The following is a 24407-nucleotide window of genomic DNA, read 5'->3' as shown; positions in this document are numbered from 1 at the left end:
TTTTTTGAAACATTACTAGAATTAGCGTTGTTTACTAAAAAGGAAGTTCTGTAATAATGACAAGAATTGAACTAGTCAATTTCTTCGTAATCCACGTACTCTCCAACTTTATCGTTAGATTTTTTGTTTTGGTTAGGCATTTTATCGATTACTGTTTCCCCTTCCTTTTGCTTTTGCTGTTGGCTTTGTTGATTTGGGTTTTGAAATCCTCCAAATTGTCCGCCAAATTTTTCTTCTGCTTTCTTAGCCACAAAACGCATCAATAAAGGTGCAAAAAGACGTGCTAATATCTTAAAGCCAAAGTAAACTAATAAAATTATTAAAATAGTTCTCAGTAATCCCATGATAAACATAATATAATTATCAAAAATACGATTATACTCATTTATAATCCGATTAAATTCCTTAAAAAAACTATAAAATATCTATATTTGAATTCAATCTACAATAGACCGAATGGTTTTAAATCCGTAAATAATGCGAATACTCAAATCAATACTTACGTTAATTCTTGCTTTCAGTTTTACTTCTGCGTTCGCTCAGTATACCGAAGTAATTAATTCTAATCGACCTGGAGTCTCTAAAAGTGCTTTTTCTGTTGGAACGGGAATTGTACAGTTTGAGGCTGGAGCTTTTACTGTTAAAGAAGAGCATGCCTTGGCAAATTATGAAGTATCAGGATTTGGTCTCGATTTTGGTTTAAGGTATGGTTTGTTTTTTGAGCAGTTAGAATTATCCTTAGATGGCGTATATCAAAATGACAATATCACTTATAATAGTGCTGCAATTCCTGTTGAAGATAAGCGCTCTAATTTTAAAAATTTCACATTAGGTGCTAAGTACTTGGTTTATGATCCGTATAAAAATGCGGCTGAAGCTAAACCAAACCTTTACAGTTTTCACGCTAACAATAAGTTTAGTTGGAAATCTTTAATTCCTGCTGTTTCCGTTTATGCTGGAGCAAATTTTGACACTAAAAACAATCCATACACAGCTCCTGACATTGAAGGATTTAGCCCTAAAATTATGGTTGCAACCCAAAACAACTTTAATGGTGGATGGGTTTTTGTAATGAATTTAATAAAAGACAGAATTGGAACAGATCAATCTGATTTTCAATATATTTTCACTCTAACACATTCATTTACACCACAATGGGTTGTTTTTGGAGAAACACAAGGAATTAAAAGTGACTTTTATGCTGATAATATTTTTAGAGTTGGTGGAGCATATCTTTGGTCTAAAAATTTTCAATTAGACGCTAATATTGCGTTTAACACTAAAGACACACCAACAGTTTTAAATATTGCCTTCGGAGCTTCTTATCGCTTAGACTTTCACAAGGACAAAGAAATAGACAATGGCAATGGAAATGATGGTAATTTTAAGAAACAGAAAAAGCAGAAAAAAGAAAAGAAATCCGATGATTTCAATTTCTAATCTATAGCCTTCCTAACTACATGATAACAATTAAAGAAGCCACAACAAAAAAGGACTTAAAAGCATTTGTTCGATTTCCTTTTAAATTATATAAAGACTCTAAATACTGGGTTCCTCCTATAATTAAACAAGAATTAGAAACGTTTAATAAAGAAAAAAATCCCATATTTAAAGATGCTGAAGCCCGCTTTTTCCTCGCCTATAAAAATGAAGAAATCGTTGGTAGAATTTCTGCAATTATAAATTGGCTTGAAGTTGATAAACAAGGTATAAAAAAAATGCGTTTTGGGTGGTTTGATTTTATAGACGACTTAGAGGTTAGCCAGGCTTTATTAAAAACTGTTGAAGACATAGGAAAAGAAAATCAACTCGAATTTGTAGAAGGCCCTGTTGGCTTTTCTAATTTAGATAAGGTTGGTGTAATGACTGAAGGTTTTGAGCATTTATCGACTATGATTACATGGTATAATCACGCCTATTACATTAAACATTATGAAACTTATGGCTTCAAGATTGAAAAAGAATATTCTGAAAGTGAGTTTCCGTTTAAGAATGTAAAACCCGAGTTTTTCAAGAAAGCACAAGAACTTATAAAGCGTCGTTATAAAATAAAAGCATTAAAATTTACTAAAACAGACGAAGTAATGCCTTATGCAGACCGCATGTTTGATTTATTTAATGAAAGTTATTCTTCTTTATCCTCGTTTGTTGAAATCACTGATATTCAAAAAGAATATTTTAAAAAGAAATTTATCAGTTTTGTAAATCCCGAATATATAAAATTTGTTGTGGATGAAAATGACAAGTTAATAGGGTTTGCCGTTGTGATGCCAGGATTCGCAAAAGCGCTACAAAAAGCAAATGGCAAATTATTTCCAATGGGATTTTCTCACATTCTGAAAGCTAAGAAACATAGTAAGGATGTGATTTTCTATTTAATAGGAATTCATCCAGATTACCAAAACAAAGGCGTTCATGCAGTAATCTTTAACGAGTATTACGAAACATTTAAAGAAAAAGGAATACAAACCTGCTATAGAACACCAGAACTTGAAGACAATGTAGCGATTAAACAAATCTGGAAACATTTTGACCCTAAGGTTTATGCCCGACGAAAAACATTGCGAAAAGAATTACTTTAGACTTTAGACTTTAGATTTTAGATTTTAGATTTTAGATTTTAGATTTTAGATTTTAGATTTTAGATTTTAGATTTTAGATTTTAGAAAATAAAAAAACGGTCATTACAATGTAAGTAATGACCGTTTTTTTATTTTATGACGTGAATTAATTACTCACCCATTGCTGCAACTAATGCTGCAGACATTCTTTTATATGTTCCGTTAACTAATCGTTCTCTAATAGCATCAAAAGCATCTAAAGTTTCGTTTACATCTTCTAACGTGTGGGTTGCTGTAGGAATCATTCTTAATAAAATTAACCCTTTAGGTATCACAGGATAAACTACTATAGAACAGAATATTCCGTAATTTTCACGTAAGTCTCTAACTAAAGCCATAGCTTCAGGAATACTTCCTTTTAAATATACAGGTGTTACACAACTTTGCGTTGTCCCAATATCAAAACCACGTTCTTTTAAACCTGATTGTAATGCATTAACTATAGTCCAAAGATTGGCTTTAAGTTCTGGCATTGAACGTAACATATCTAAACGTTTTAATGCACCAACAACGAGTTGCATTTGTAACGATTTAGCGAACATTTGAGAACGCAAGTTATATTTTAAATAATCTATAATTTCTTTATCAGCTGCAATAAATGCACCTGTACTTGCCATAGATTTAGCGAAGGTTGCAAAATACACATCGATATCATCTTGAACACCTTGCTCCTCACCTGCACCAGCTCCTGTAGCACCAAGTGTACCAAATCCGTGAGCATCATCTACAAAAAATCTAAAGTTGAATTTTTTCTTTAGTTCAACAATTTCTTTTAAACGACCTTGCTCACCACGCATTCCAAAAACACCTTCAGAAATCACTAAGATTCCACCTCCTGTTTGCTCTGCCATTTTTGTAGCACGCTCAAGGTTTTTCTCTAAACTTACAATGTCGTTATGCTTATAGGTAAAACGTTTTCCCATATGCAAGCGCACACCATCAATAATACAAGCGTGTGCATCAACATCATAAACAATAATATCATCTTTAGCTACCAAAGCGTCAATAGTAGACACCATACCTTGATACCCAAAATTCAAAAGATAAGCTGCCTCTTTATTCACAAAAGCAGCAAGCTCTTCTTGTAGTTGTTCGTGCAAATCTGTATGACCAGACATCATACGCGCACCCATTGGATACGCTGAACCATATGCAGCACCCGCTTCCGCATCTACTTTCCTCACTTCTGGGTGATTCGCCAATCCTAAATAGTCATTGATACTCCATGTAATAACATCTTTACCCTGAAATTTCATCCTATTAGAAATCTGTCCTTCAAGCTTTGGAAATACGAAATAACCTTCTGCTTGATCTGCCCATTTTCCTAGTGGTCCTTTATCTTTATAAATCTTTGCAAATAAATCCTTCATGCACGCATACTTTGATATTAACGATTAATTCTATGTTTATTGAACATAAAATCAATGATTAATAATTGTTAATTTATCTAGTTAGTGTCTGCAAAATTAGGTAATAATATTATGAATGCATAATTTATTTAGTGAAGTATTCAGAAGTTATAAACCACTTTATTCAATTTATTTTACCTAAAAATTCTGCAAAAAAAAGCCTATTACAATTTTAGCAATAGGCATATGTTTTTTATAATTTATTTAATGTATTCAATTGTGGCTTGTACTGCACTTTTAGCATCAAAAAAGCCTTGATCTTCCATCCACTTATCGTTATAGACTTTACTCATATAACGCGAGCCATGATCTGGAAATATTACTACAATTTTATCCGTTGGCTTAAACTCACCTTCTTCTTTCAATTGTTTAATAGCTTGCATAGCTGCACCACTTGTGTACCCTACAAAAAGACCTTCTGTATTTGAAATCTCTCTTGCAGTGTGTGCACTTTCTTCATCTGTAACTTTTACAAACTTATCTATAGCATCAAAATCTGTAGCCGTAGGAATCAAATTTTTCCCTAGTCCTTCAATTCTGTATGGATAGATTTCTTTTTCATCAAACTCACGAGTTTCATGATATTTTTGTAATACAGAACCATAAGCATCGACTCCAATAACTTTTACGTTTGGGTTTTGCTCTTTTAGATATTTTGAGATTCCAGAAATAGTACCTCCTGTTCCACTACAAGCAACTAAGTGCGTAATCTCACCTTCTGTCTGCTCCCAAATTTCTGGACCAGTAGTGTGGTAATGAGCGTCAATATTTAATTGGTTAAAATACTGATTGATATAAATTGATCCGCTATTCTCTTCGTGTAAGCGTTTTGCAACTTCATAATATGAACGAGGGTCGTCTGCTTTTACATGTGCTGGACAAACATAGACCTTGGCTCCCATAGACTTTAACATGTCTATTTTATCTGGAGACGATTTAGAACTTACAGCCAAAATACATTCATAGCCTTTAATAGCACTTACCATTGCAATACTAAAACCAGTATTACCAGAAGTGGTTTCTATGATTGTATCTCCAGGTGATAAAATACCTTGGCGCTCCGCTTCTTCAATAATATGGAATGCAATTCTATCTTTTGAAGAATGACCAGGATTAAATGCTTCTACTTTAGCATAAAAATCACCATCAAAGTCAGCAGTCAGTTTATTTAATTTGATAAGTGGTGTATTACCTATAAGCTGTAATACATTATCAAACACATTTTTGTTTTGCTTCATAAAAAATATTTTTCAGTAACCTATTAAATTATTAGACACCTAAAACCTCGCAAAAGTAACATTTTTTTTTTAATTAGCTCGAAATCCCTTCCAAATCAAGTAGAAAAGCAAACTCTTCCGCATCTTCCTTTAAGCTTTCAAAACGTCCAGACGCACCACCATGACCAGCATCCATGTTAGTTTTTAAATATAATTTATTAGAATCAGTTTTCATTTCTCTGAGTTTCGCAACCCACTTAGCAGGTTCCCAATACTGCACTTGCGAATCGTGAAGACCAGTTGTAATTAACATATTAGGGTAATCTTTGGCTTCAACATTATCGTACGGAGAATAGGATTTAATATAATCATAATAGAGTTTATCATTTGGGTTTCCCCATTCGTCATATTCTCCTGTGGTTAATGGTATAGAATCGTCTAACATTGTGGTAATGACATCTACAAAAGGGACTGCAGCAATGATTCCATTATATAATTCTGGTGCATTATTAATTATAGCTCCCATTAACAAACCACCTGCACTTCCGCCCATAGCATACAAATGTTGAGACGATGTATAACGCTCTTTTATTAAATGAACAGAGCAGGCTATAAAATCCGAAAACGTATTTTTCTTGTGTAATAATTTTCCATTTTCGTACCAATCGCGTCCTAAATATTCTCCTCCTCTAATATGCGTAATCACATAAATAAACCCACGATCTAATAAACTCAATCGTATCGTCGAAAAATAAGGATCAACCGTAGAGCCATAACTTCCATAAGCATATTGCAGTAACGGGTTTGTGCCGTCTTTTTTAATACCTTTTTTATACACTACAGACATTGGGATTTTAGTGCCATCTTCTGCAGTTGCCCAAATACGTTCTGAGGTATAATTCTCTTTTTTGAATTTTCCACCTAAAACATCTTGTTCTTTTAAAACCGTTTTTGTTTTGGTGCGCATATTAAAATCTATAACCGAAGTTGGTGTTGTGAGCGCGTTGTAACCATAGCGCAATGTTTCGGTATCAAATTCTACATTAATACTTGTAAAACAGGTATAGGTTTCATTGTCGAACGGTAAATAGTAATCCTCACTACCATCCCAACGTTTAACCCTAATTTCATTTAAGCCATTTTTACGTTCGCTAACCACCAGGTAGTCTTTAAAAATATCGATCCCTTCTACCAGCACATCATTTCTATGTGCTATGACTTCACTCCAATTTTCTAAGCCTGTTTCTGTTTCAGGTGTTTTCATTAATTTGAAATTGGTCGCTTTATCTTTATTGGTTAGGATATAAAAATGACTATCATAATGCGAAATACTATACTCTAACCCTCTAATTCTTGGTTGAAAGACTTTAAACCTACCTTCAGGATTATCAGCATTTAGAATATGGTATTCATTAGTTAAGGTGCTGTAACAGGCAATAATGAGATACTTTCTCGATTTCGATTTGTAAACCGCAACCCCAAATGTATCGTCACCTTCTTCAAAAACCAGTTCATCTTTAGAATTGTCTCCTAAGCGATGTTTATAAATTTGAAATGCCCTAAGGGTGACTTCATCTTTCTTCGTGTAAAACAACGTTTCATTGTCATTTGCCCAACTTGAAGACCCTGTAGTATTCAAGACACGGTCTACAGCAACCTCATTTGTTTCTAAATTCTTAACATGAATGGTATAATTACGTCGCCCTGTATTATCAATACCATAAGACACTAATTTATTATCTGGACTGATACTAATACCTGCTAGTTTGAAATACGATTCACCTTCAGCCATTTCATTACAATCGAACAATAATTCTTCAGGATTATCTAAACTGTCTTTTTTTCGTGTGTAGATTGGATAATCTTTTCCTTTTTCGAATTTAGTAATGTACCAATAGCCATTATATTTATAAGGTACAGATGAATCATCTTCTTTGATTCTGGCTTTCATTTCTTCAAACAAATCCTTTTGAAAACCCTTTGTATGTGCCATTTCACTATCGCAATACTCATTTTCAGCTTTGAGATAATCAATGACCTCAGGATGTTCTCTATCCTTCATCCAAAAATAATTATCAACTCTAATGTCTCCATGCATTTCTAATTGATGTGGTATCTTTTTGGCTATTGGTGGATTTAAAATTGAGTTTTTTGTCATCTGTTGTTAAGAAAATTTAATGAAGTTATTTAAAAAGTGACGCAATTTAGTAATTTTGTGTCTTAATAATTTAAAAGACAAGATTATGTTTGGAGATATGATGGGAATGATGGGCAAATTGAAAGAGGCTCAAAAAAAAGTTGAAGAAACTAAAGAGCGCTTACATACCGTTTTAATTGACGAAGCGAGCAATGACGATAAATTAAAAGTAACGATTACAGCTAATAGAACAATTAAATCTATTGCTATTTCTGATGAATTACTAGAAGATAAAGACATGCTTGAAGATTACTTAATACTTACCCTTAACAAAGCGATTGAAAAAGCCACAAATGTACACGAAGCAGAAGTTGCGGCTGTAGCAAAAGAAGGTATGCCTAATATTCCTGGTTTAGACATGTTTAAATAATTTTTTAGTTCATTTTATGAATTAAAAACCAATAGCAATTAAAGCTACAACGTGACAAAACATTAATAATTATAGAAGTGAAGTTTTGCTTTAGATCCAGAGGAGCGATATATTATTTGATCTTTTCTTAATATATCACTCCGCTTGAGTTCAAGACTACTATCTATAACTTCGTTACTAACATAAAACTCCTCTAGAGTTTTAAATCATCGAATCACATAGATATTAATTTACTTAAAACAATTTAGGTATTAAAGCTACAGCGTAGCAACATATTAATAATTACAAAAAAATTCTGGGTTTTGTTTAGCTCCAGTGGAGTGGTACAATGTTGAAATTTATGCTATAAGAAATATCACTCCGCTGGAGTTCAACGCACCATTAGTTATCCTTGTTATTAATATAGAGCTACTAAAGTGTTTTGTTTTTAAATAATGATATTTAAATAGACTTTAATTCGCCTAGAAGTTTTTCATGCATTTGCTCCGTATAATCCAAATGCGTTACCATTCGTAATTTGTTACTTCCCATACCAATAATATGAATATTCTTTTCTTTTAATTTACTTAGGAATTGTGCTTCATCCACATCATCATTCAACTCAAAAATTACGATGTTGGTTTCAATAGGTTCTACTTTTTTAATTGTCGATAACTTAGTTAACACCTCCCCTATTTCTTTCGCTCGTTTATGATCTTCAGCTAAGCGCTCTATATTATGATCTAATGCATATAATCCGGCAGCAGCCAAATACCCTACTTGTCGCATATTACCACCAAAAAGCTTTCTTAAGCTCAAGGATTTTTTCATAATTTCCTCATCTCCAATTAACACGGAACCAACAGGACAACCCAAACCTTTGCTTAAACACACTGAAATGGTATCGAAAACGTCACCATATTGTAAAGTGGTTTCATTTTTAGCCACCAAAGCATTCCATAATCGTGCTCCATCTAAATGAAATCCTAAAGTATTGGTTTTACAAATTTTATTTATGTTTTCAATTTCTTGAAAATCCCAACACGCTCCACCTCCTTTATTCGTTGTGTTTTCAACTTCAACCAAACTCGCTTGACTGTAATAATAGTCCGTAGGATTTATAGACACTTTTACTTGTTCTGCTGTAAACATGCCACGATCGCCATCTATCAATTTACATGACGCTCCACTATGAAAAGCCACACCTCCAACTTCATAGTTATAGATATGTGCATACTTATCGCAAATCACCTGTTCACCTGGATTGGTGTGTAATTTTATAGCGACTTGATTTGCCATACTTCCCGAAGGGAAAAACAACGCCTTTTGTTTACCAAACATTTTTGCTAATCGCTCTTCCAATTGATTAACTGTTGGGTCTTCTCTAAAAACATCGTCACCAACGTGTGCAGATTGCATAGCATCTAACATGCCTTTTGATGGTTTGGTAACGGTATCGCTTCTTAAGTCTATTATCATATTTATTTCCCTGAAATTGGGACTCTTTTTTTAGTTAAACATTTTTCTCAATAGGTTTCAACTACGCTCAACCAGACATCAATATTAGTTATAATTACACAGATCACTTCCTATTGGAGAACCATCTGGAATTTTAGGAGAACTTTCTAGTTCAAATTTTTCTGGATGTTCGTAAAACTCTTTTATCATAAGATTATATTGATACTGAATAGCTTCAAATCCTAAGTTTTTCTTTGCTATATCTCGAATAGTTTTGTTTGCAATTGCCTTAACCTGAAAATAAGATTGACTATTTACTGCCAAATTCATTAAATACTTTAAAACGTTGACATTGATTTGTTGTTGGATTTCAACTAAATATGGATCTTTATGCGTTTTATCGAAAGAATTCTTTAAAACCTGATTTACAACATCTTCTAAACCCAATTGATTCTCATCTAAGCTCTTCTGCAAAATTAAGCGATTAGCACGTTGTGGATGCAATAAATATTTCAATGTCATATCACTAGCTGTATTTGCTGCACTCAAGGGATCAAAAGCAACTCCAGTTTTTCCTTTAAAAGATTCTCTCGAACGGTTATAACCAAAAGCTCGTGGTGGGAACAAACTTAACTTCTCTTTAGGGATTGCTAATGTTTCCGCTTCTAAGGTTTTCATAACGGCATCTAAAGTCTGTTTTTGCATATTTACAGCTACTGACTTTGTTGTTAATTGATCATCATTTTTTACGGCATAATTATAGTCTAAGCCTCCAATAACTTTGGTTGCCGCTTCAACCTGAAAACGATGATAAAAATACAAAGGCACAAAGACATCTTCTAAAACGGAATAAGGTTCATATGACTTTATATTATCTACTGAAAAGTTCTTAATTGCTTGTTCTCTTAATTTTAAAACAGCATTTAATTCATCTTCAGGTGTTTTTCCATTATCCCACAGATGGGCTAAGGCATGTGCTCCTCCTGCTGCTCTAGCATCAGAATCTGTAATAAAACGCAAACCATCATTTTGTGCTTGTTTTAAAATTTTCTTTAATTCCTGCTGTTCGTCTTGTTTTTTATCAAATTCAGAATAACTGTAAGCAACTGTCACTTTATCCCAATCACCAATTCCTGTTGCATAAGCATTACTAAAATCTATTTGTCCATCTGTCAGTGAAATCTGTGGATGTGGATAATCCATAACTGAAGCTCTATTATTAGTACTTGCTGCAAAATTATGAGCAAAGCCAATGGTGTGTCCAATTTCGTGAGCACTCAATTGCCTAATTCTTGCTAAAGCCAGATCTAACATCGGTTGGTAATTATCATCGCGTTCGGCAAATGGCTTATTCATTAAGGCTTGTGCAATCATAAAATCTTGTCGAATACGTAAACTTCCTAAACTTACATGACCTTTAATAATTTCACCAGTTCTTGGGTCTACAACACTTGCTCCGTAACTCCAACCTCTTGTACTGCGATGAACCCATTGAATTACATTGTAACGACAATCCATAGGATCGGCTCCTTTTGGCAACATTTTTACTTGAAAAGCATCTTTGTATCCAATGGCCTCATAAGCCTCATTCCACCATTGTGCTCCATCTAATAAAGCAGAACGTACAGGTTCTGGAGTACCAGGATCTAGATAATAGATAATCGGTTCTTTAGCTTCACTCTTTTTAGATCTAGGATTTTTCTTTTCTAAACGATGTCGAATTATAAATCGTTTTGTAATATTATCTTGAATTGGTGTTGAATAATCCATATAAGACATTGAAATCGCTCCACTACGTGTATCAAAAACTCTAGGTTTGTAGTTATTATCTGGCAACTTAACAAAAGAATGATGCTGAACTACGCTGACCAATGAAGGCGTAGGAGTTACACTTTTTAAATTTTTACCAGTTGGATTTCCTTTGAAAGTAAGCAATGCTTCAAACTCAACATTCTCTGGGAATGCTTTTGTTCTCTCTAATGATAAAGCACTTTTTGAAGCATCCAATTTATAAGTTCCTTCTTTCTTTCTTTTTAATCTATTGGAAACTCCATGCGCATCTTCCAATAAAAACGGAGTAAAATCAATGATATAAACACCATTCTTTTTAGACAAAATTTTAAATCCAAATAATACTGACTTCGCAAAGGCCTGCTCTATACTCTTCTTTTCTTGTGTATTATTTGTATTTGCTCTATATTTTAAATTGGGCTGAATGAGTAATAATTTATTTCCTGCTTTTTCAAAGTAAACGACACGCTCATCACCTAATTGCCCTCTGTCCAAACCAATATCATTACTTCCAATTCCAGTTGCTAAGGAATTTACATAAAGAAATTCATCGTTAAGTTTTTCAACTTTAAGATAAATTTTATCGGTACTTTCTTCATAATAAAAGTCGAAATAACCGTCATAGCTTTTTAAGTCTTTCTTATCTAAAATTTGAGCTTGAAACTGAGAACTTATTAGAAAGATACCTAGCAGGAAAAATATGTTTTTCATTGTAATTTATTTGAAACATAAAACTACAAAATTCCTAAAAAACCAATTCAAAATTATGGCACTTTAAATCCACTCCATATATTTGTATAAATTACTACACTATATGATAACATCAGATCAAATAAAAGATCTTAATTCCCGTCTAGACGTACTTAGGCAGTATCTTTGACTTAGATGCTAAGCTCATAGAAATCACTAACGAAGAAGAACAAACGTTCGACCCTAATTTTTGGAATGACTCTAAAGCTGCCGAATTGGTTATGAAATCCATTCGTGAGAAAAAGAGTTGGGTTAACGACTATAATGACGCAAAAGCACTTTTTGAAGACTTAGAAGTTATTTATGAATTCTACAAAGAAGACGAAGCTCCAATGGAAAATGTGGAAGCGCGTTTCGAAAAATCGGTTAATGCGATTGAAAAACTAGAATTTAAAAACATGCTTTCTGAAGAAGGCGATAGTTTAAGTGCCGTTTTACAAATTACAGCCGGAGCAGGTGGAACAGAATCTTGCGATTGGGCAAGTATGCTTATGCGTATGTATTTGATGTATGCAGAAAAAAGTGGCTATAAAGTAAAAGAACTCAACTTACAAGATGGAGACGTTGCTGGTATAAAAACGGTGACTATAGAAATTGAAGGTGATTATGCTTTTGGATGGTTAAAAGGCGAAAATGGTGTACATCGTTTGGTTCGTATTTCACCTTTTGATAGTAATGCTAAACGACATACAAGTTTTGCTTCAGTTTACGTGTATCCGTTGGTGGACGATTCTATTGAAGTAGATATCAATCCTGCTGATATTGAAATTACCACTGCACGATCAAGTGGTGCTGGTGGACAAAATGTAAATAAAGTTGAAACGAAAGTCCAGTTACGTCATAAACCATCTGGTATTCAAATTCAATGTTCAGAAACCCGTTCGCAACAAGATAACAGAACACGTGCCATGCAAATGCTAAAATCGCAATTGTATGAAATTGAACTACAAAAACGAATGGCACAACGTGAAGATATTGAAGCAGGAAAAATGAAGATTGAATGGGGAAGCCAAATTAGAAATTACGTTATGCATCCTTATAAATTAGTAAAAGATGTACGTTCTGCACACGAAACAGGAAATGTAGATGCTGTTATGGATGGCGATATTGAACCATTCCTAAAAGCCTATTTAATGATGATGGGGCAACAAGACGATTCGGCATTATAATTGTACTAAATAGTTACTAGTTATTGAACTAAATTTAACATAAAATGATTAAAATATACCACAACCCAAGATGTTCAAAATCGAGACAAGGGCTTTCTATTCTAGAAGAATCAGGTAAAGCATTTGAAACCATAAAGTATTTAGAAAATGATTTAACATCTGTTGAAATACAGGACATCCTAATCAAATTAGACATAAAACCCATAGATCTAATCCGAAAAAATGAAGCCATTTGGAAATCGGATTTTAAAGGAAAAGAGCTTACCGATAATGACCTTATTGCAGCGATGGTTAATCACCCAAAACTTATAGAACGTCCTATCGTAATTAATGGAGACAACGCTGTAATTGGAAGACCACCAGAAGCTATCAAAGAAATTATATAAAACAATCGTTATGAAAAGTATCATTTTAGTAGTTTTCACCATACTCTTAACTTTAAATGTTAACGCACAACGTAGAAGTGGTAATATGAACAATATACCGCAAACCAATAGAGAACCAACTGAAGAAGAAATTGCAAAATACGAGCGCGAAGCGGAGGAGCGTAAAGAAGAGTATATCGCTAACTTCTTAACCACATTAGAAGCCGATGATTTTCAGAAACAAATAATTAAACTAACCATCAATAGTTTTCTCGAAGAAAAAATTGCTTTGTTAAAAACAAGATTTGAACATCATTTAGATCGAAATGCTGCCATTAAAAAACTAGAAGAATCTCACTTTGCAGAATTGAAAGAGCTTATTTCTGAAGATGATATGTCTAAAATAAAAGAGTTAATTAAAGGAGATTTTAATGAAAAAGAAGTCTTAAAAGAAAAGAAGAAAAAACGGAAAAAGAAAAAGCGAAATAAGAATTAATTCTTAACAAAATTTACATTTTTTTAACAGATGTCTTTAACAAAAGATTAACCAATTCCAATTAAACTAAAGGTATTTTTGCGCGTCTAACTAACTAACAAACCTATTAAAAAATTGCGATGAAGTTACATCTTATTACTACCTTTTTACTTGTTTTTTCCTTTACCTTTTCTTTTGCTCAGAAAGATATAAAAATTGAAGGAACCGTTATTGAGGAAGACACTAATATTCCTTTAGAATACGCGACAGTTGTCGTAAAAACAAAAGCTGACGACAAAATAATAACTGGAGGTATCACCGACACTAAAGGTAAGTTTGAAGTTGAAGTTCCTGAAGGATCCTATATTGTTTCTGTTGAATATATTTCTTACAAAACGAAGAGTTTTCCTGAACAAAATTTTACTCAAAATACTAATTTAGGGACTGTTAACTTAGCATTAGACGTAGATACTTTAAATGAGGTAACGGTTGTTGCTGAGCGAACAACAGTAGAAATAAAATTAGACAAAAAAGTTTACAACATTGGTAAAGATTTAACCACAGCTGGTGGTACTGTAAGCGATGCTCTTAATAATGTACCATCTGTTACTGTAGATGTAGAAGGCGCTATCAGTCTTAGAGGTAATGAAAACGTTCGTATTTTAATTAATGGAAAACCATCAGCAATGGCAGGTTTTGGCGATAGCAATGTTTTAAGTCAATTACCAGCAGAAGCTATTGAACGTGTTGAGGTTATAACCTCACCATCTGCAAGATATGATGCAGAAGGAACGGCCGGAATATTAAACATTATCTTAAGACAAAAAGAGACATTAGGATTTAATGGTTCTATTAATTTAACCGCAGGAAATCCTGACAATGTAGGCTTATCTGCTACATTAAACTACCGAACAGAAAATTATAACTTATTTTCAAATTTTGGTTGGCGTTACTTTGATGCTCCAAGAACTAGTTTTAGTGATGTCACTTATTTTGATAGAATTGACGAAGGCCAAACCATCACCCCAGAATATCGTAGAATTGTAGAAGATCAGAACGTAGAACGCTTAAATCGAAATTATAACGCCAATATTGGTATGGAGTATTTTATTGACGAATCTTCTTCTATAACTGGTAGTGTATTCTATAGACTTGGTAGTGATGCAGACACTTCATTAAATTCTAGTGAACGTTTTAATAACAATACCATTGTTGAAGAAACCCTTAGAAAAGAAAAAGAAACCGAAGAAGACAATAGTTATCAAATTGCATTGAACTACGTAAAGCGTTTTGCAGATGATAGCGATCATAAATTAACAGTAGATTTTCAATATGAAAATGATAGCGAAGAAGGCTTTACAAATCTAAATGAAGATTATCTTTTCAGCGATCAAACCAATCCAGAACCATTTCAAAAAGAACAAGAGTTTACAACTGAAGATAAAAAGGAATTTTTATTTCAAGCAGATTATGTTTTACCATTAGGTGAAGATTCTAGATTTGAAGCAGGGTATAGAGGAAATTTTGAGAATGAAATTACTGATTACCGCTTAGAACAAGAAAACTTAGATAACGGTAATTTAGAAGTTAATGACGATGTTAGTAATATCTTCGATTATGATGAAAATGTCAACGCAGTCTACAGTCAATATGGCACTAAGTTCGGTGAGTTTTCCTTTTTATTAGGATTGAGATTAGAGCATACACAGCTAAAAGGAAGTATTGCTTCGGACTTTACAGATGAAGCGCTTAATGCTGATTTTGACAAGAATTACCTTGGACTTTTCCCTACTGTAAACTTGATATACAACATAAACGGTACTGAATCTGACAGTGAAGAAAGTATTACCGTTGGTTTTAATAGAAGAATAAATCGTCCTCGTGGGTGGTTTATTAACCCATTCCCTAGCCGATCTAGTAGAACTAGCATATTTCAAGGAAACCCTGATTTAGATCCAGCTTATTCTAGTACATTTGATTTAGGGTATTTAAAACGTTGGGATAAATTTACATTAACGACCTCTGTATATTACCAACATGAAACTGATTCTTTTGAGCGTGTTGAGGAAAACACAGGACTACAAACTTCTGATGGTATAGACATTATTAGAACCATACCAATTAACCTTTCAACAAATAAACGTACGGGTGCAGAATTAGGTTTTTTATATAACCCAAATAAATGGCTACGACTAAATTCAAGTTTTAATTTCTTTCAGTTTGATACTGAAGGAGAATTTAACGATGTAGATTATAGTGCTAAAAATACAAGTTGGTTTGCAAGATTTAGCTCAAAAATATCATTACCATGGCAAATAGACTGGCAAACAAACGCTTCTTATAGAGGAGCTGTACAGGATGCTCAGTCTGACACAGACGGTGTATTATCTATTGATTTAGCCTTAAGCAAGGAGCTTAAAATCAAAAAAAATAGCCTTACCGTTTCTGCAAATGTTAGAGACTTACTGAACTCTAGAAAACGTCAATCTACAACAACTACAGAATTTTTTGAACGTTATAGTGAATTCCAATGGAGACAACGTCAAGTAAGCCTATCATTAATTTACAGGTTTAATCAGCAATTAAATAAGCGTGAACGTTCTGGAAGACCAGGAAATGGCGGTGATGAGGATATGGAGTTCGAAGGATAATCAATTATCAAATAACACAAAAAAAATGTTGCTAATCACTTAGCAACATTTTTTTTATTTAGATATTTCTTACAACACTTTAATCCTTAAAAAAATCATTGCATTTTAAATAAGAGATTTCTTTAAAATCTGAAACGACTTTATTTGCTAACGCGTAGTCTTGACCAAAAGAATGTTCACTCTTAAAACCTGTACAAAAAATACCAGCAGAATGTGCCGCTTTTATACCATTAGTAGAATCTTCTATTACCATACATTCCGATTTATCAAAACCTGTATACTCAGCTGCTTTTATAAAAATTTCGGGATGTGGTTTTGATTTTTCTAAATCCGCTCCACTAAACTTACCTGAGAAATACTGATTTAAATCAAAACGGTTAAAAATGCGTTCAATATTTGGCATCGAAGCCGACGATGCTACAACCAGCTTAACACCATTGGCATGATAATCTTTAATACGATCTAAAACACCATCAATTAAAACCAAACTAGAATCATTTTCAAACAAATATTTAAAGTGTTTTCGTTTGATGTTGACTAAGCTTTCTGGTTGTTCATTTAAATTAAAATGATCAACTAATCGTTTGCAAATATTAATTGTGGATTGACCAGTGAAAGATTCGTAAAGTGTTATATCGACGTCGATATTTACATCTTTAAACATTTGATAATACGCTTTTCGGTGTAAAGGTTCAGTGTCTACAATAACACCATCCATATCAAATAAGACTGCTTTTAGCATAGATTTTTTTGTTTCAACAAAACTATGAAAGTAATATTTAAAATCAACTTCCGATTGTAATTTATCGTTTTCAATCCATGCAAGTTTCAATACTTCATAACTGGCTTTAGTCGAAGCTTGATACTTTAATTTAAAATAATGTTTAATTTTACACCCATATATTTATTTCAACTATGGCAAAAAAAGGAAAAGAAAAAAACACCAACAACAAAGCCAAGCACAGTAAACTGATTGCCCAAAAAAAGAATAAAATAAAATCTAAGGATGCTGAACGCAAAGCACGATTAAAAGCTATTGTTGAAAAAGCAAAAGCATCTAAATCAGATTCAGAATAATTCAAAAAAAATCCAAAACTCATTCAGCGTTTTGGATTTTAAAGTTTAGTATTTTCAATAACTTATTTCACATTATCAATTATATCTTGTACAACTTCAGGATTAAAAAGTGTACTTGTATCACCTAGTTGATCTGTTTCATTACAAGCAATCTTCCTTAAAATTCTTCGCATAATTTTACCCGATCTTGTTTTTGGTAAAGCATCTGTAAACTGAATTTTATTCAACTTCGCAATTGGTCCAATCTGCTCTGTAATTAACTGATTGATTTCTTTACGTAAGTTATCATGATTTCTACTTTCTCCTGTTTCTTTTAACGTTACATAACCATAAAGTGCGTTTCCTTTAACATCATGCGGATAACCAACAATGGCACTTTCTGCAACTGCTGGGTGTTCGTTAATAGCATCTTCAATAGGTGCTGTCCCTAAGTTATGACCAGAAACTATAATAACATCATCGACTCTACCTGTTATTCTATAATAACCAACCTCATCACGTAGCGCTCCGTCTCCTGTAAAGTATTTATCATCATAAGCAGAGAAGTACGTGTCTTTATAACGTTGATGATTTCCCCAAATCGTACGCGCCATACTTGGCCAAGGGTATTTAATACATAAGCGTCCATCCACTTGATTGCCTTTAATTTCAGCACCATGCTCATCCATTAAAGCCGGCTGAATACCAATAAAAGGTAAGGTTGCATATGTTGGTTTTGTTGGTGTCGCAAAAGCGATTGGTGTAATCATAATGCCTCCAGTTTCCGTTTGCCACCAAGTATCTACAATTGGGGATTTCTTCTTCCCAACGTTATCATCGTACCAGTGCCACGCTTCTTCATTGATAGGTTCTCCAACCGTTCCTAATACTTTTATAGAGGACAAATCGTGTTTTTCTAAATGCTCAACACCTTCTTTTGCTAAGGCTCTAATAGCCGTTGGTGCTGTATAAAATTGACTTACTTTATGTTTTGCTACGACCTCCCAAAAACGACCGTAGTCAGGGTAACTTGGCACACCTTCAAATAATACTGTAGTGGCTCCATTACATAAAGGACCATAGACGATGTAACTATGTCCTGTAATCCAACCAATATCCGCTGTACACCAATACACATCTTTTTCTCTGTATTGGAATACATTTTTAAACGTGTAAGCTGTATACACCATATAACCGGCTGTGGTATGCACCATACCTTTTGGTCTTCCTGTAGAACCTGATGTGTACAATATAAACAGTGGATCTTCCGCCTTCATTATTTCAGGTTCACAATGGTTATCTGCATTATTTAATAAGGGTTGTAACCATTCGTCACGCCCTTCTTTCATATTAATATCAGATGCAATACGCTTTACAACTAATACTGAGGTAATAGTAGGACATTCTTCTAAGGCTTCATCTACAATTCCTTTTAAATCTATGGTTTTAGCACCACGATAAGAGCCATCACTGGTAATCACCATTTTACATTCGGAATCATTAATTCTAGTCGATACTGCTGTAGAAGAAAAGCCTGCAAAAACAACCGAATGTATTGCGCCAATACGTGCACAAGCTAAAGTAGCAATCGCTAACTCCGGAATCATCGGTAAATAAATACAAACGCGATCACCTTTCTGAATGCCTTTATCTTTTAATACATTGGCAAACTTACAAACACGCTCGTGTAATTGCTTATAAGTAATATGCTCAGCTTCTTCTGAAGGATCATTAGGCTCAAAAATGATAGCCGTTTTATCTCCTCTCGTATAAAGGTGTCTGTCAATACAATTTTCGGTAATATTGAGTTCTGCGCCTTCAAACCACTTTATTTCTGGTTTTGAAAAATCCCAACTTAAGACATTATCCCATTTTTTTCGCCACATAAAGTGTTCTTCAGCTATTTCTTCCCAAAAAACTTCTGGGTTTCTAACCGATTTACGATATACTTGATAGTATTCCTCTAAATGTTTTATGTGATAATTACTCATGCTAGTTTCGTTTTATTGTTGGTTTATGAGTTTCCTAAAGCCGTAAACTTACCAATAGGAATCTCGTATATTAGTTATTTATAATTCCATAAATATATATAATTCAGCGTCTATTCTGAATTCCTATTTCATGATTTATTTAATTTTGTATCAATTTCGGGATATTTGCAATATTAAATATCGCAAAATATTTTATGAGCTTTTAGGGTGTTATTTAAATTTACTCACAAATTAATTTTTTTTAAATTAAAAACCTAATAGCTAAAATTAGGCTTTCATGTTAAAAAAGGCATCTTCTTCTTTGGTTAATAATCGGGAATGAATTAAGAATCGCAATCCCAAAGGAATCTCTAAAGAAAAACTTGCACCTCGACCTTCAGTTATATCTACAGTTAAGTGTGTATGTTTCCAATATTCAAATTGATCTTGATTCATATAAAAATTAACCCCTTCTACTTCACCTAAAAAAATATCACTTTCATCTAAGTACATATCGTCCTTTTCAAAAATCATTGGTGCAGAGCCGTCACAACAACCACCACTCTGATGAAAAATTAAATCTCCATGTTTTGCTTTCAATTGCTTTACAATTTCCGCTGCTCTATCTGTTATTTCTACACGTTTCATATGTTTATGTTTAAATGATAAAAGACCGCTTCGCTTTTAGAACTAAGAGCAAAGACTTGATTCTAACTAAATGATAAAACGTTGGTCTCATATTACAAACTCTTGGAACCTCATTTTATACTAACGGTTCTAGAATTAAATTATTTTTAATCGAATGCTTGTGTTTTTAATCTAAAAAAGAAGCTGCCTAAAAAAAAAGGATATTTATTGAATCTTATTTCTTAGACAGCTTCGAGCTGCTATTAATAACTATGTCTAAAAGAACCCTAATTTATTCTTATCGTATGAAATTAGCATATTCTTGGTTTGTCTGTAATGACTCATCATCATCAGATGATTTTCTCTACCAAATCCAGATTTTTTATACCCTCCAAATGGTGCATGTGCAGGATAAGCATGATAGCAATTCACCCAAACACGACCAGCTTTAATCGCACGTGGAATTTGATACAGTTGATGTGCATCTCGTGTCCAAACTCCGGCTCCTAAGCCATATAAAGTATCATTAGCAATTTCTATGGCTTCAGCTTCGTCTTTAAACTTAGTTACACAAACCACAGGACCAAAAATTTCTTCTTGAAAAACACGCATTTTATTATGGCCTTCCAAAATTGTAGGTTTTATGTAATACCCTCCAGCCAAATCGCCATCTTGTTTATGGGCTTCTCCACCTGTTAAGACTTTTGCTCCTTCCTCTTTACCAATTTTAAAGTAGGATTGAATTTTTTCATATTGATCATTAGACGCTTGTGCACCAACCATAGAATTAACATCATATGGACTCGTTTGTACTATAGCTTCTGTTCGAGCCACCACACGTTCCATAAAGGCATCATATATATCTTCTTGCACTAAAATTCGTGAAGGACATGTACAAACCTCTCCTTGATTAAAAGCAAATAAAACAGCACCTTCAATAGCTTTATCTAAATAAGCATCATCCTCATCCATAACACTGTTAAAGAACACATTTGGAGATTTCCCTCCTAACTCCATCGTTACAGGATTTAAGTTTTTTGATGCATATTGCATAATCAGTTGACCTGTTGTCGTCTCTCCCGTGAAAGCTACTTTATCGACATTAGGACTCGATGCTAATGGTTTTCCGGCTTCTGGCCCAAACCCATGAACAATATTTAATACACCTGGAGGAAATACATCGGCAATTTTCTCCATTAACAATGTTGCTGAAGATGGAGTTTGCTCTGCAGGTTTTAATACTACACAGTTTCCGGTTGCCAATGCTGGCGGTAATTTCCAGGATAACATTAACAATGGAAAGTTCCATGGAATAATTTGACCAATCACTCCTAATGGCTCTTTAATATTCATGGATAATGTATTTTGGTCTAATTCCGTCGCACTACCTTCTTCTGCTCTAATACAAGCCGCAAAATAGCGCCAATGATCCACAGATAATGGAATATCTGCATTAAGGGTTTCGCGAATAGGTTTTCCATTATCACAAGTTTCTACAACTGCAAATTCTTCTAAATTCTCTTCTATAATATCTGCCACCTTAGACAGGAGTGCCGCACGTTCTGCTGCTGACGTATTTCCCCACGCATCTTTAGCAGCATTGGCTGCATCTACTGCATTGTCTACATCTTCTTTTTGCGATCTAGGATACTTAGCAATTAGCGTTCCATCTACTGGAGATGTGTTTTCAAAATAATCTCCACCTACTGGCGGCACAAATTTTCCATTGATAAAATTGGAATACTTTTCTTTAAATTTTGGCTTAGAGTAGCTCATACCTTACTTTGTTTTAAATTATTAATTATCTATTTATTTAGTACAAAAAATACTTATTTTGTAATTTTGATAAAGTTATTTTATCAATTCACCAATAAATAGAACATATTGATTATATTATTGAACATATCTATTATTAACTATATTTAAGACTAATTTTTTGTACTATTGAATATGAGCCACTTATTATCATCACATAAAAGCCATAGAAAACTAACAACATTAGTAGAAAATAGAACTACATACAATGCCGAATATGCCGAACTCAACATTTATGAGACACATGCCATAGCTGAAAAAGTATCGTTAACTTTTGATTTTCCTATTATTGCGAGTATGCTAACCGGAAAAAAGATTATGCATTTAGATGGTTTTGAGTCGTTCGACTTTTTTCCTGGTGAATCTGTGGTAATGCCAACGAATAAGGAAATGATAATTGATTTCCCTATAGCCACAAAACATAAGCCAACGCAATGTTTAGCTTTAGGTATTGATGCTTTTAAAATTTTAGAAGTTGTTGAAAAATTCAATCACAATGTTGCTATAGATAATGAAAACAATAATTGGGATTTAGATAAAACCACATCACATCTTATTAATAATGTAGCCGTAAATCATTTATTAGAACGCTTAACATACACCTTTACTAATAGTAATAAATCTAAAGATGCATTACTAGATTTAATGATTCAAGAATTAATTATAAGATTACTTCAAACCAAGGCCAAATCCCTTATCGTTAATGACACGGACATTTTTAATGACACTAGGATCGGTACTGTTATTAAGTTTATAAAAGAAAACTTAACCAATAAAGATATTACTGTAGACCAATTAGCGAAGAAAGCGTATATGAGCACCTCTCACTTTCACAAGCAGTTTAAAAACACTTTAGGCATTTCACCTATTGACTATATAAATTCAGAAAAAATTAAATTTTCAAAAAAGCTCATCAAAACATCTCAAAACATGAGGATGTCTGACATTGCGTTTCAATCAGGATTTAATAACACGAGCTATTTTAACCGGCAGTTTAAAAAAATGGAAATGATGACACCTCAGCAATTTAAGGCTTCAATCAGTAAATAATTACGCTTCTTTCATACGTTTGATATAACGTTTCAACTCTTTAATCACTTTTGGCGCTAAAATAATGGTAGCCATCATTGTAGGAATTGCCATTAATGCAAACACTCCGTCAATGAGGTTAATCATCATACTTAAACTTGTGGTCGCTCCGATGAAGATACTCAAAATATAGAAATAATTATAGTAGTGCTTTTTATCCGCTCCAAAGAGAAAAGACATACACTTTGTACCATAATACGAATATGAAAACAACGAGCTCATACTAAAAACAGTAATACAAATCAGCAATAAATATCTACCATAATTTGGCATTACATCTGCAAATGCCGATGCCGTAAGACTGACTCCATTATCTGATGTGGTTTCCCAAACACCAGTCACCAAAATAGCCAAAGCCGTTAATGTACAAACAATAAGCGTGTCTATTGCAGGTCCAAGCATTGCTACCAAACCTTCGCGAATAGGCTCATCCGTTCTAGCTGCTCCGTGTGCCATTGGCGCTGTTCCAATTCCAGCTTCATTAGAAAATGCTCCACGTTTTATACCATGAAGAATCAAAGCTCCCAAAACACCTCCTAAAAAGGTATCACCTTCCGGATAATAATTCGCCGCAAAAGCATCTGTAAATATAAGTTTCAAATAGTATAATAATACATCATTATGTGCCATCAGAATGATAATAACCAATACAAAATACAAAGCCACCATAATCGGTACCAATCGTGATGCGACATTTCCTATACGTCTAATACCACCTAAAATCACTAAACCTGTAATAAATACTAAAATTACACCAATGGTAAGATTCGTGTATAATCCTACTTGCACACCATTCGGGATCAATAATATATCATTTAAAGCTTGGGTCAACTGGTTCACATTAAACACAGGCAACGCACCAATGAGTCCACAAAAACTAAAAAACACCGCTAAAGGTTTCCAAGATTTTCCTAAACCTTCTGTAATAAAATACATAGGTCCACCTTGAATTTCGCCAGCACTATCCTTCCCTCTGTACATTATTGCTAAAGTCGATGTAAAGAATTTTGTAGACATCCCAATTACGGCACTCACCCACATCCAAAATACAGCACCTGGTCCTCCAACAGAAATTGCAACTGCCACACCAGCTATATTACCCATACCAACGGTTGCAGACAACGCTGTAGTTAAAGCCTGAAAATGAGATATTTGCCCAGGATCATTAGGATCATCATATTTACCTCGCAACACACTTACTGCATGACCTAAATATCGAAACGGTAAAAAGTGAGAGCGAATAAGTAAATATAAACCTCCTCCGATCAATAAAACAAGCAAGGGTAACCCCCAAGCTAAAGATGAAAAATCACTGAGTAGTTGGTTGAGTTTCTCCATAGATTATAAATGTAATAAATGGTTTGAATTAATGCTGTATTGTTTTCAGTTAATTTTATA

At 33.6% G+C, this 24407-nt stretch carries 20 protein-coding genes; 9 read left to right on the top strand and 11 right to left on the bottom strand.

What is annotated here, in order from left to right; all coding sequences use genetic code 11:
• Positions 1 to 71: 71 nt before the first annotated feature.
• Complete coding sequence (locus K1X16_RS08680) at positions 72 to 344, bottom strand: DUF4834 family protein (protein ID WP_195872308.1); 273 nt, start codon at positions 342 to 344, stop codon at positions 72 to 74.
• Positions 345 to 477: 133 nt separating this feature from the next.
• Between K1X16_RS08680 and K1X16_RS08675 the strand changes: the two genes are divergently transcribed.
• Both K1X16_RS08675 and K1X16_RS08670 read left to right on the top strand, forming a co-directional pair.
• The gene (locus K1X16_RS08675) at positions 478 to 1440 is read left to right on the top strand and encodes a transporter (protein ID WP_225035793.1); all 963 of its coding nucleotides are present in this window, start codon (positions 478 to 480) and stop codon (positions 1438 to 1440) included.
• A gap of 20 nt (positions 1441 to 1460) precedes the next feature.
• On the top strand, positions 1461 to 2582 hold the full coding sequence (locus K1X16_RS08670) for a GNAT family N-acetyltransferase (RefSeq protein ID WP_225035792.1): 1122 nt from the start codon (positions 1461 to 1463) through the stop codon (positions 2580 to 2582).
• A 149-nt stretch (positions 2583 to 2731) separates the two neighbouring features.
• Here K1X16_RS08670 and K1X16_RS08665 read toward each other — a convergent pair whose 3' ends face one another.
• The 3 genes from K1X16_RS08665 to K1X16_RS08655 form a co-directional block, all read right to left on the bottom strand.
• Positions 2732 to 3991 (bottom strand): aminotransferase class I/II-fold pyridoxal phosphate-dependent enzyme, encoded by a 1260-nt coding sequence (locus K1X16_RS08665; protein WP_225035791.1) that lies wholly within the window; start codon positions 3989 to 3991, stop codon positions 2732 to 2734.
• A 239-nt stretch (positions 3992 to 4230) separates the two neighbouring features.
• Positions 4231 to 5268, bottom strand: coding sequence for a PLP-dependent cysteine synthase family protein (locus K1X16_RS08660; protein ID WP_195872312.1), 1038 nt, complete (start codon positions 5266 to 5268; stop codon positions 4231 to 4233).
• A 73-nt stretch (positions 5269 to 5341) separates the two neighbouring features.
• Complete coding sequence (locus K1X16_RS08655; RefSeq protein WP_225035790.1) at positions 5342 to 7405, bottom strand: S9 family peptidase; 2064 nt, start codon at positions 7403 to 7405, stop codon at positions 5342 to 5344.
• Between the two features lie 85 nt (positions 7406 to 7490).
• Here K1X16_RS08655 and K1X16_RS08650 point away from each other — a divergent pair, with 85 nt between their 5' ends.
• Entirely contained in the window at positions 7491 to 7814 is a 324-nt protein-coding gene (locus tag K1X16_RS08650; RefSeq protein WP_225035789.1) for a YbaB/EbfC family nucleoid-associated protein, read from the top strand.
• A gap of 441 nt (positions 7815 to 8255) precedes the next feature.
• On the opposite strand, the gene K1X16_RS08645 is transcribed toward K1X16_RS08650, so the two are convergent.
• On the bottom strand, positions 8256 to 9272 hold the full coding sequence (locus K1X16_RS08645) for a threonine aldolase family protein (protein ID WP_225035788.1): 1017 nt from the start codon (positions 9270 to 9272) through the stop codon (positions 8256 to 8258).
• 84 nt (positions 9273 to 9356) lie between these two features.
• Entirely contained in the window at positions 9357 to 11753 is a 2397-nt protein-coding gene (locus K1X16_RS08640; protein WP_225035787.1) for a zinc-dependent metalloprotease, read from the bottom strand.
• A 103-nt stretch (positions 11754 to 11856) separates the two neighbouring features.
• Here K1X16_RS08640 and prfB point away from each other — a divergent pair.
• From prfB to K1X16_RS08620, 4 genes are all read left to right on the top strand, one after another.
• Positions 11857 to 12961, top strand: a protein-coding gene (gene prfB / locus K1X16_RS08635) for a peptide chain release factor 2 (protein WP_195872317.1) whose coding sequence is annotated in 2 segments (ribosomal slippage) — positions 11857 to 11919 and positions 11921 to 12961 — 1104 coding nt in all. Because the reading frame shifts where the segments join, the coding sequence is not laid out codon by codon here.
• A 44-nt stretch (positions 12962 to 13005) separates the two neighbouring features.
• Positions 13006 to 13347, top strand: a complete 342-nt coding sequence (arsC, locus tag K1X16_RS08630; RefSeq protein WP_195872318.1) for an arsenate reductase (glutaredoxin) — start codon at positions 13006 to 13008, stop codon at positions 13345 to 13347.
• Positions 13348 to 13357: 10 nt separating this feature from the next.
• Complete coding sequence (locus tag K1X16_RS08625; protein ID WP_225035786.1) at positions 13358 to 13822, top strand: hypothetical protein; 465 nt, start codon at positions 13358 to 13360, stop codon at positions 13820 to 13822.
• A gap of 119 nt (positions 13823 to 13941) precedes the next feature.
• Positions 13942 to 16452 carry a TonB-dependent receptor domain-containing protein gene (locus K1X16_RS08620; protein WP_225035785.1) on the top strand — a complete coding sequence of 837 codons (2511 nt, stop codon included), beginning with the start codon at positions 13942 to 13944 and terminating at the stop codon, positions 16450 to 16452.
• A gap of 79 nt (positions 16453 to 16531) precedes the next feature.
• Here the strand turns inward: K1X16_RS08620 and K1X16_RS08615 are convergent, their stop codons facing one another.
• On the bottom strand, positions 16532 to 17194 hold the full coding sequence (locus K1X16_RS08615; protein WP_225035829.1) for an HAD family hydrolase: 663 nt from the start codon (positions 17192 to 17194) through the stop codon (positions 16532 to 16534).
• A gap of 173 nt (positions 17195 to 17367) precedes the next feature.
• Between K1X16_RS08615 and K1X16_RS08610 the strand changes: the two genes are divergently transcribed.
• A complete protein-coding gene (locus K1X16_RS08610) occupies positions 17368 to 17529 on the top strand; it encodes a hypothetical protein (protein ID WP_195872322.1) in 162 nt (53 codons plus the stop codon).
• 62 nt (positions 17530 to 17591) lie between these two features.
• Here K1X16_RS08610 and acs read toward each other — a convergent pair whose 3' ends face one another.
• The 3 genes from acs to K1X16_RS08595 form a co-directional block, all read right to left on the bottom strand.
• Complete coding sequence (acs, locus tag K1X16_RS08605; RefSeq protein WP_225035784.1) at positions 17592 to 19499, bottom strand: acetate--CoA ligase; 1908 nt, start codon at positions 19497 to 19499, stop codon at positions 17592 to 17594.
• Between the two features lie 267 nt (positions 19500 to 19766).
• Positions 19767 to 20126, bottom strand: a complete 360-nt coding sequence (locus tag K1X16_RS08600; RefSeq protein ID WP_195872324.1) for a DUF779 domain-containing protein — start codon at positions 20124 to 20126, stop codon at positions 19767 to 19769.
• A 255-nt stretch (positions 20127 to 20381) separates the two neighbouring features.
• On the bottom strand, positions 20382 to 21881 hold the full coding sequence (locus tag K1X16_RS08595; RefSeq protein WP_195872325.1) for an aldehyde dehydrogenase family protein: 1500 nt from the start codon (positions 21879 to 21881) through the stop codon (positions 20382 to 20384).
• Positions 21882 to 22055: 174 nt separating this feature from the next.
• Between K1X16_RS08595 and K1X16_RS08590 the strand changes: the two genes are divergently transcribed.
• Positions 22056 to 22970: an AraC family transcriptional regulator N-terminal domain-containing protein gene (locus K1X16_RS08590; protein WP_225035783.1), complete on the top strand. Its 915-nt coding sequence runs from the start codon at positions 22056 to 22058 to the stop codon at positions 22968 to 22970.
• Here K1X16_RS08590 and K1X16_RS08585 read toward each other — a convergent pair whose 3' ends face one another.
• Positions 22971 to 24347: an alanine/glycine:cation symporter family protein gene (locus K1X16_RS08585; RefSeq protein WP_225035782.1), complete on the bottom strand. Its 1377-nt coding sequence runs from the start codon at positions 24345 to 24347 to the stop codon at positions 22971 to 22973.
• Positions 24348 to 24407: the final 60 nt, after the last annotated feature.

The organism is Winogradskyella sp. SM1960 (genome assembly GCF_020179375.1).
GTDB lineage: Bacteria > Bacteroidota > Bacteroidia > Flavobacteriales > Flavobacteriaceae > Winogradskyella > Winogradskyella marina.
The sequence above is the reverse complement of the archived record's forward strand: the minus strand, read 5'-3'. Positions and strand labels throughout refer to the sequence as shown.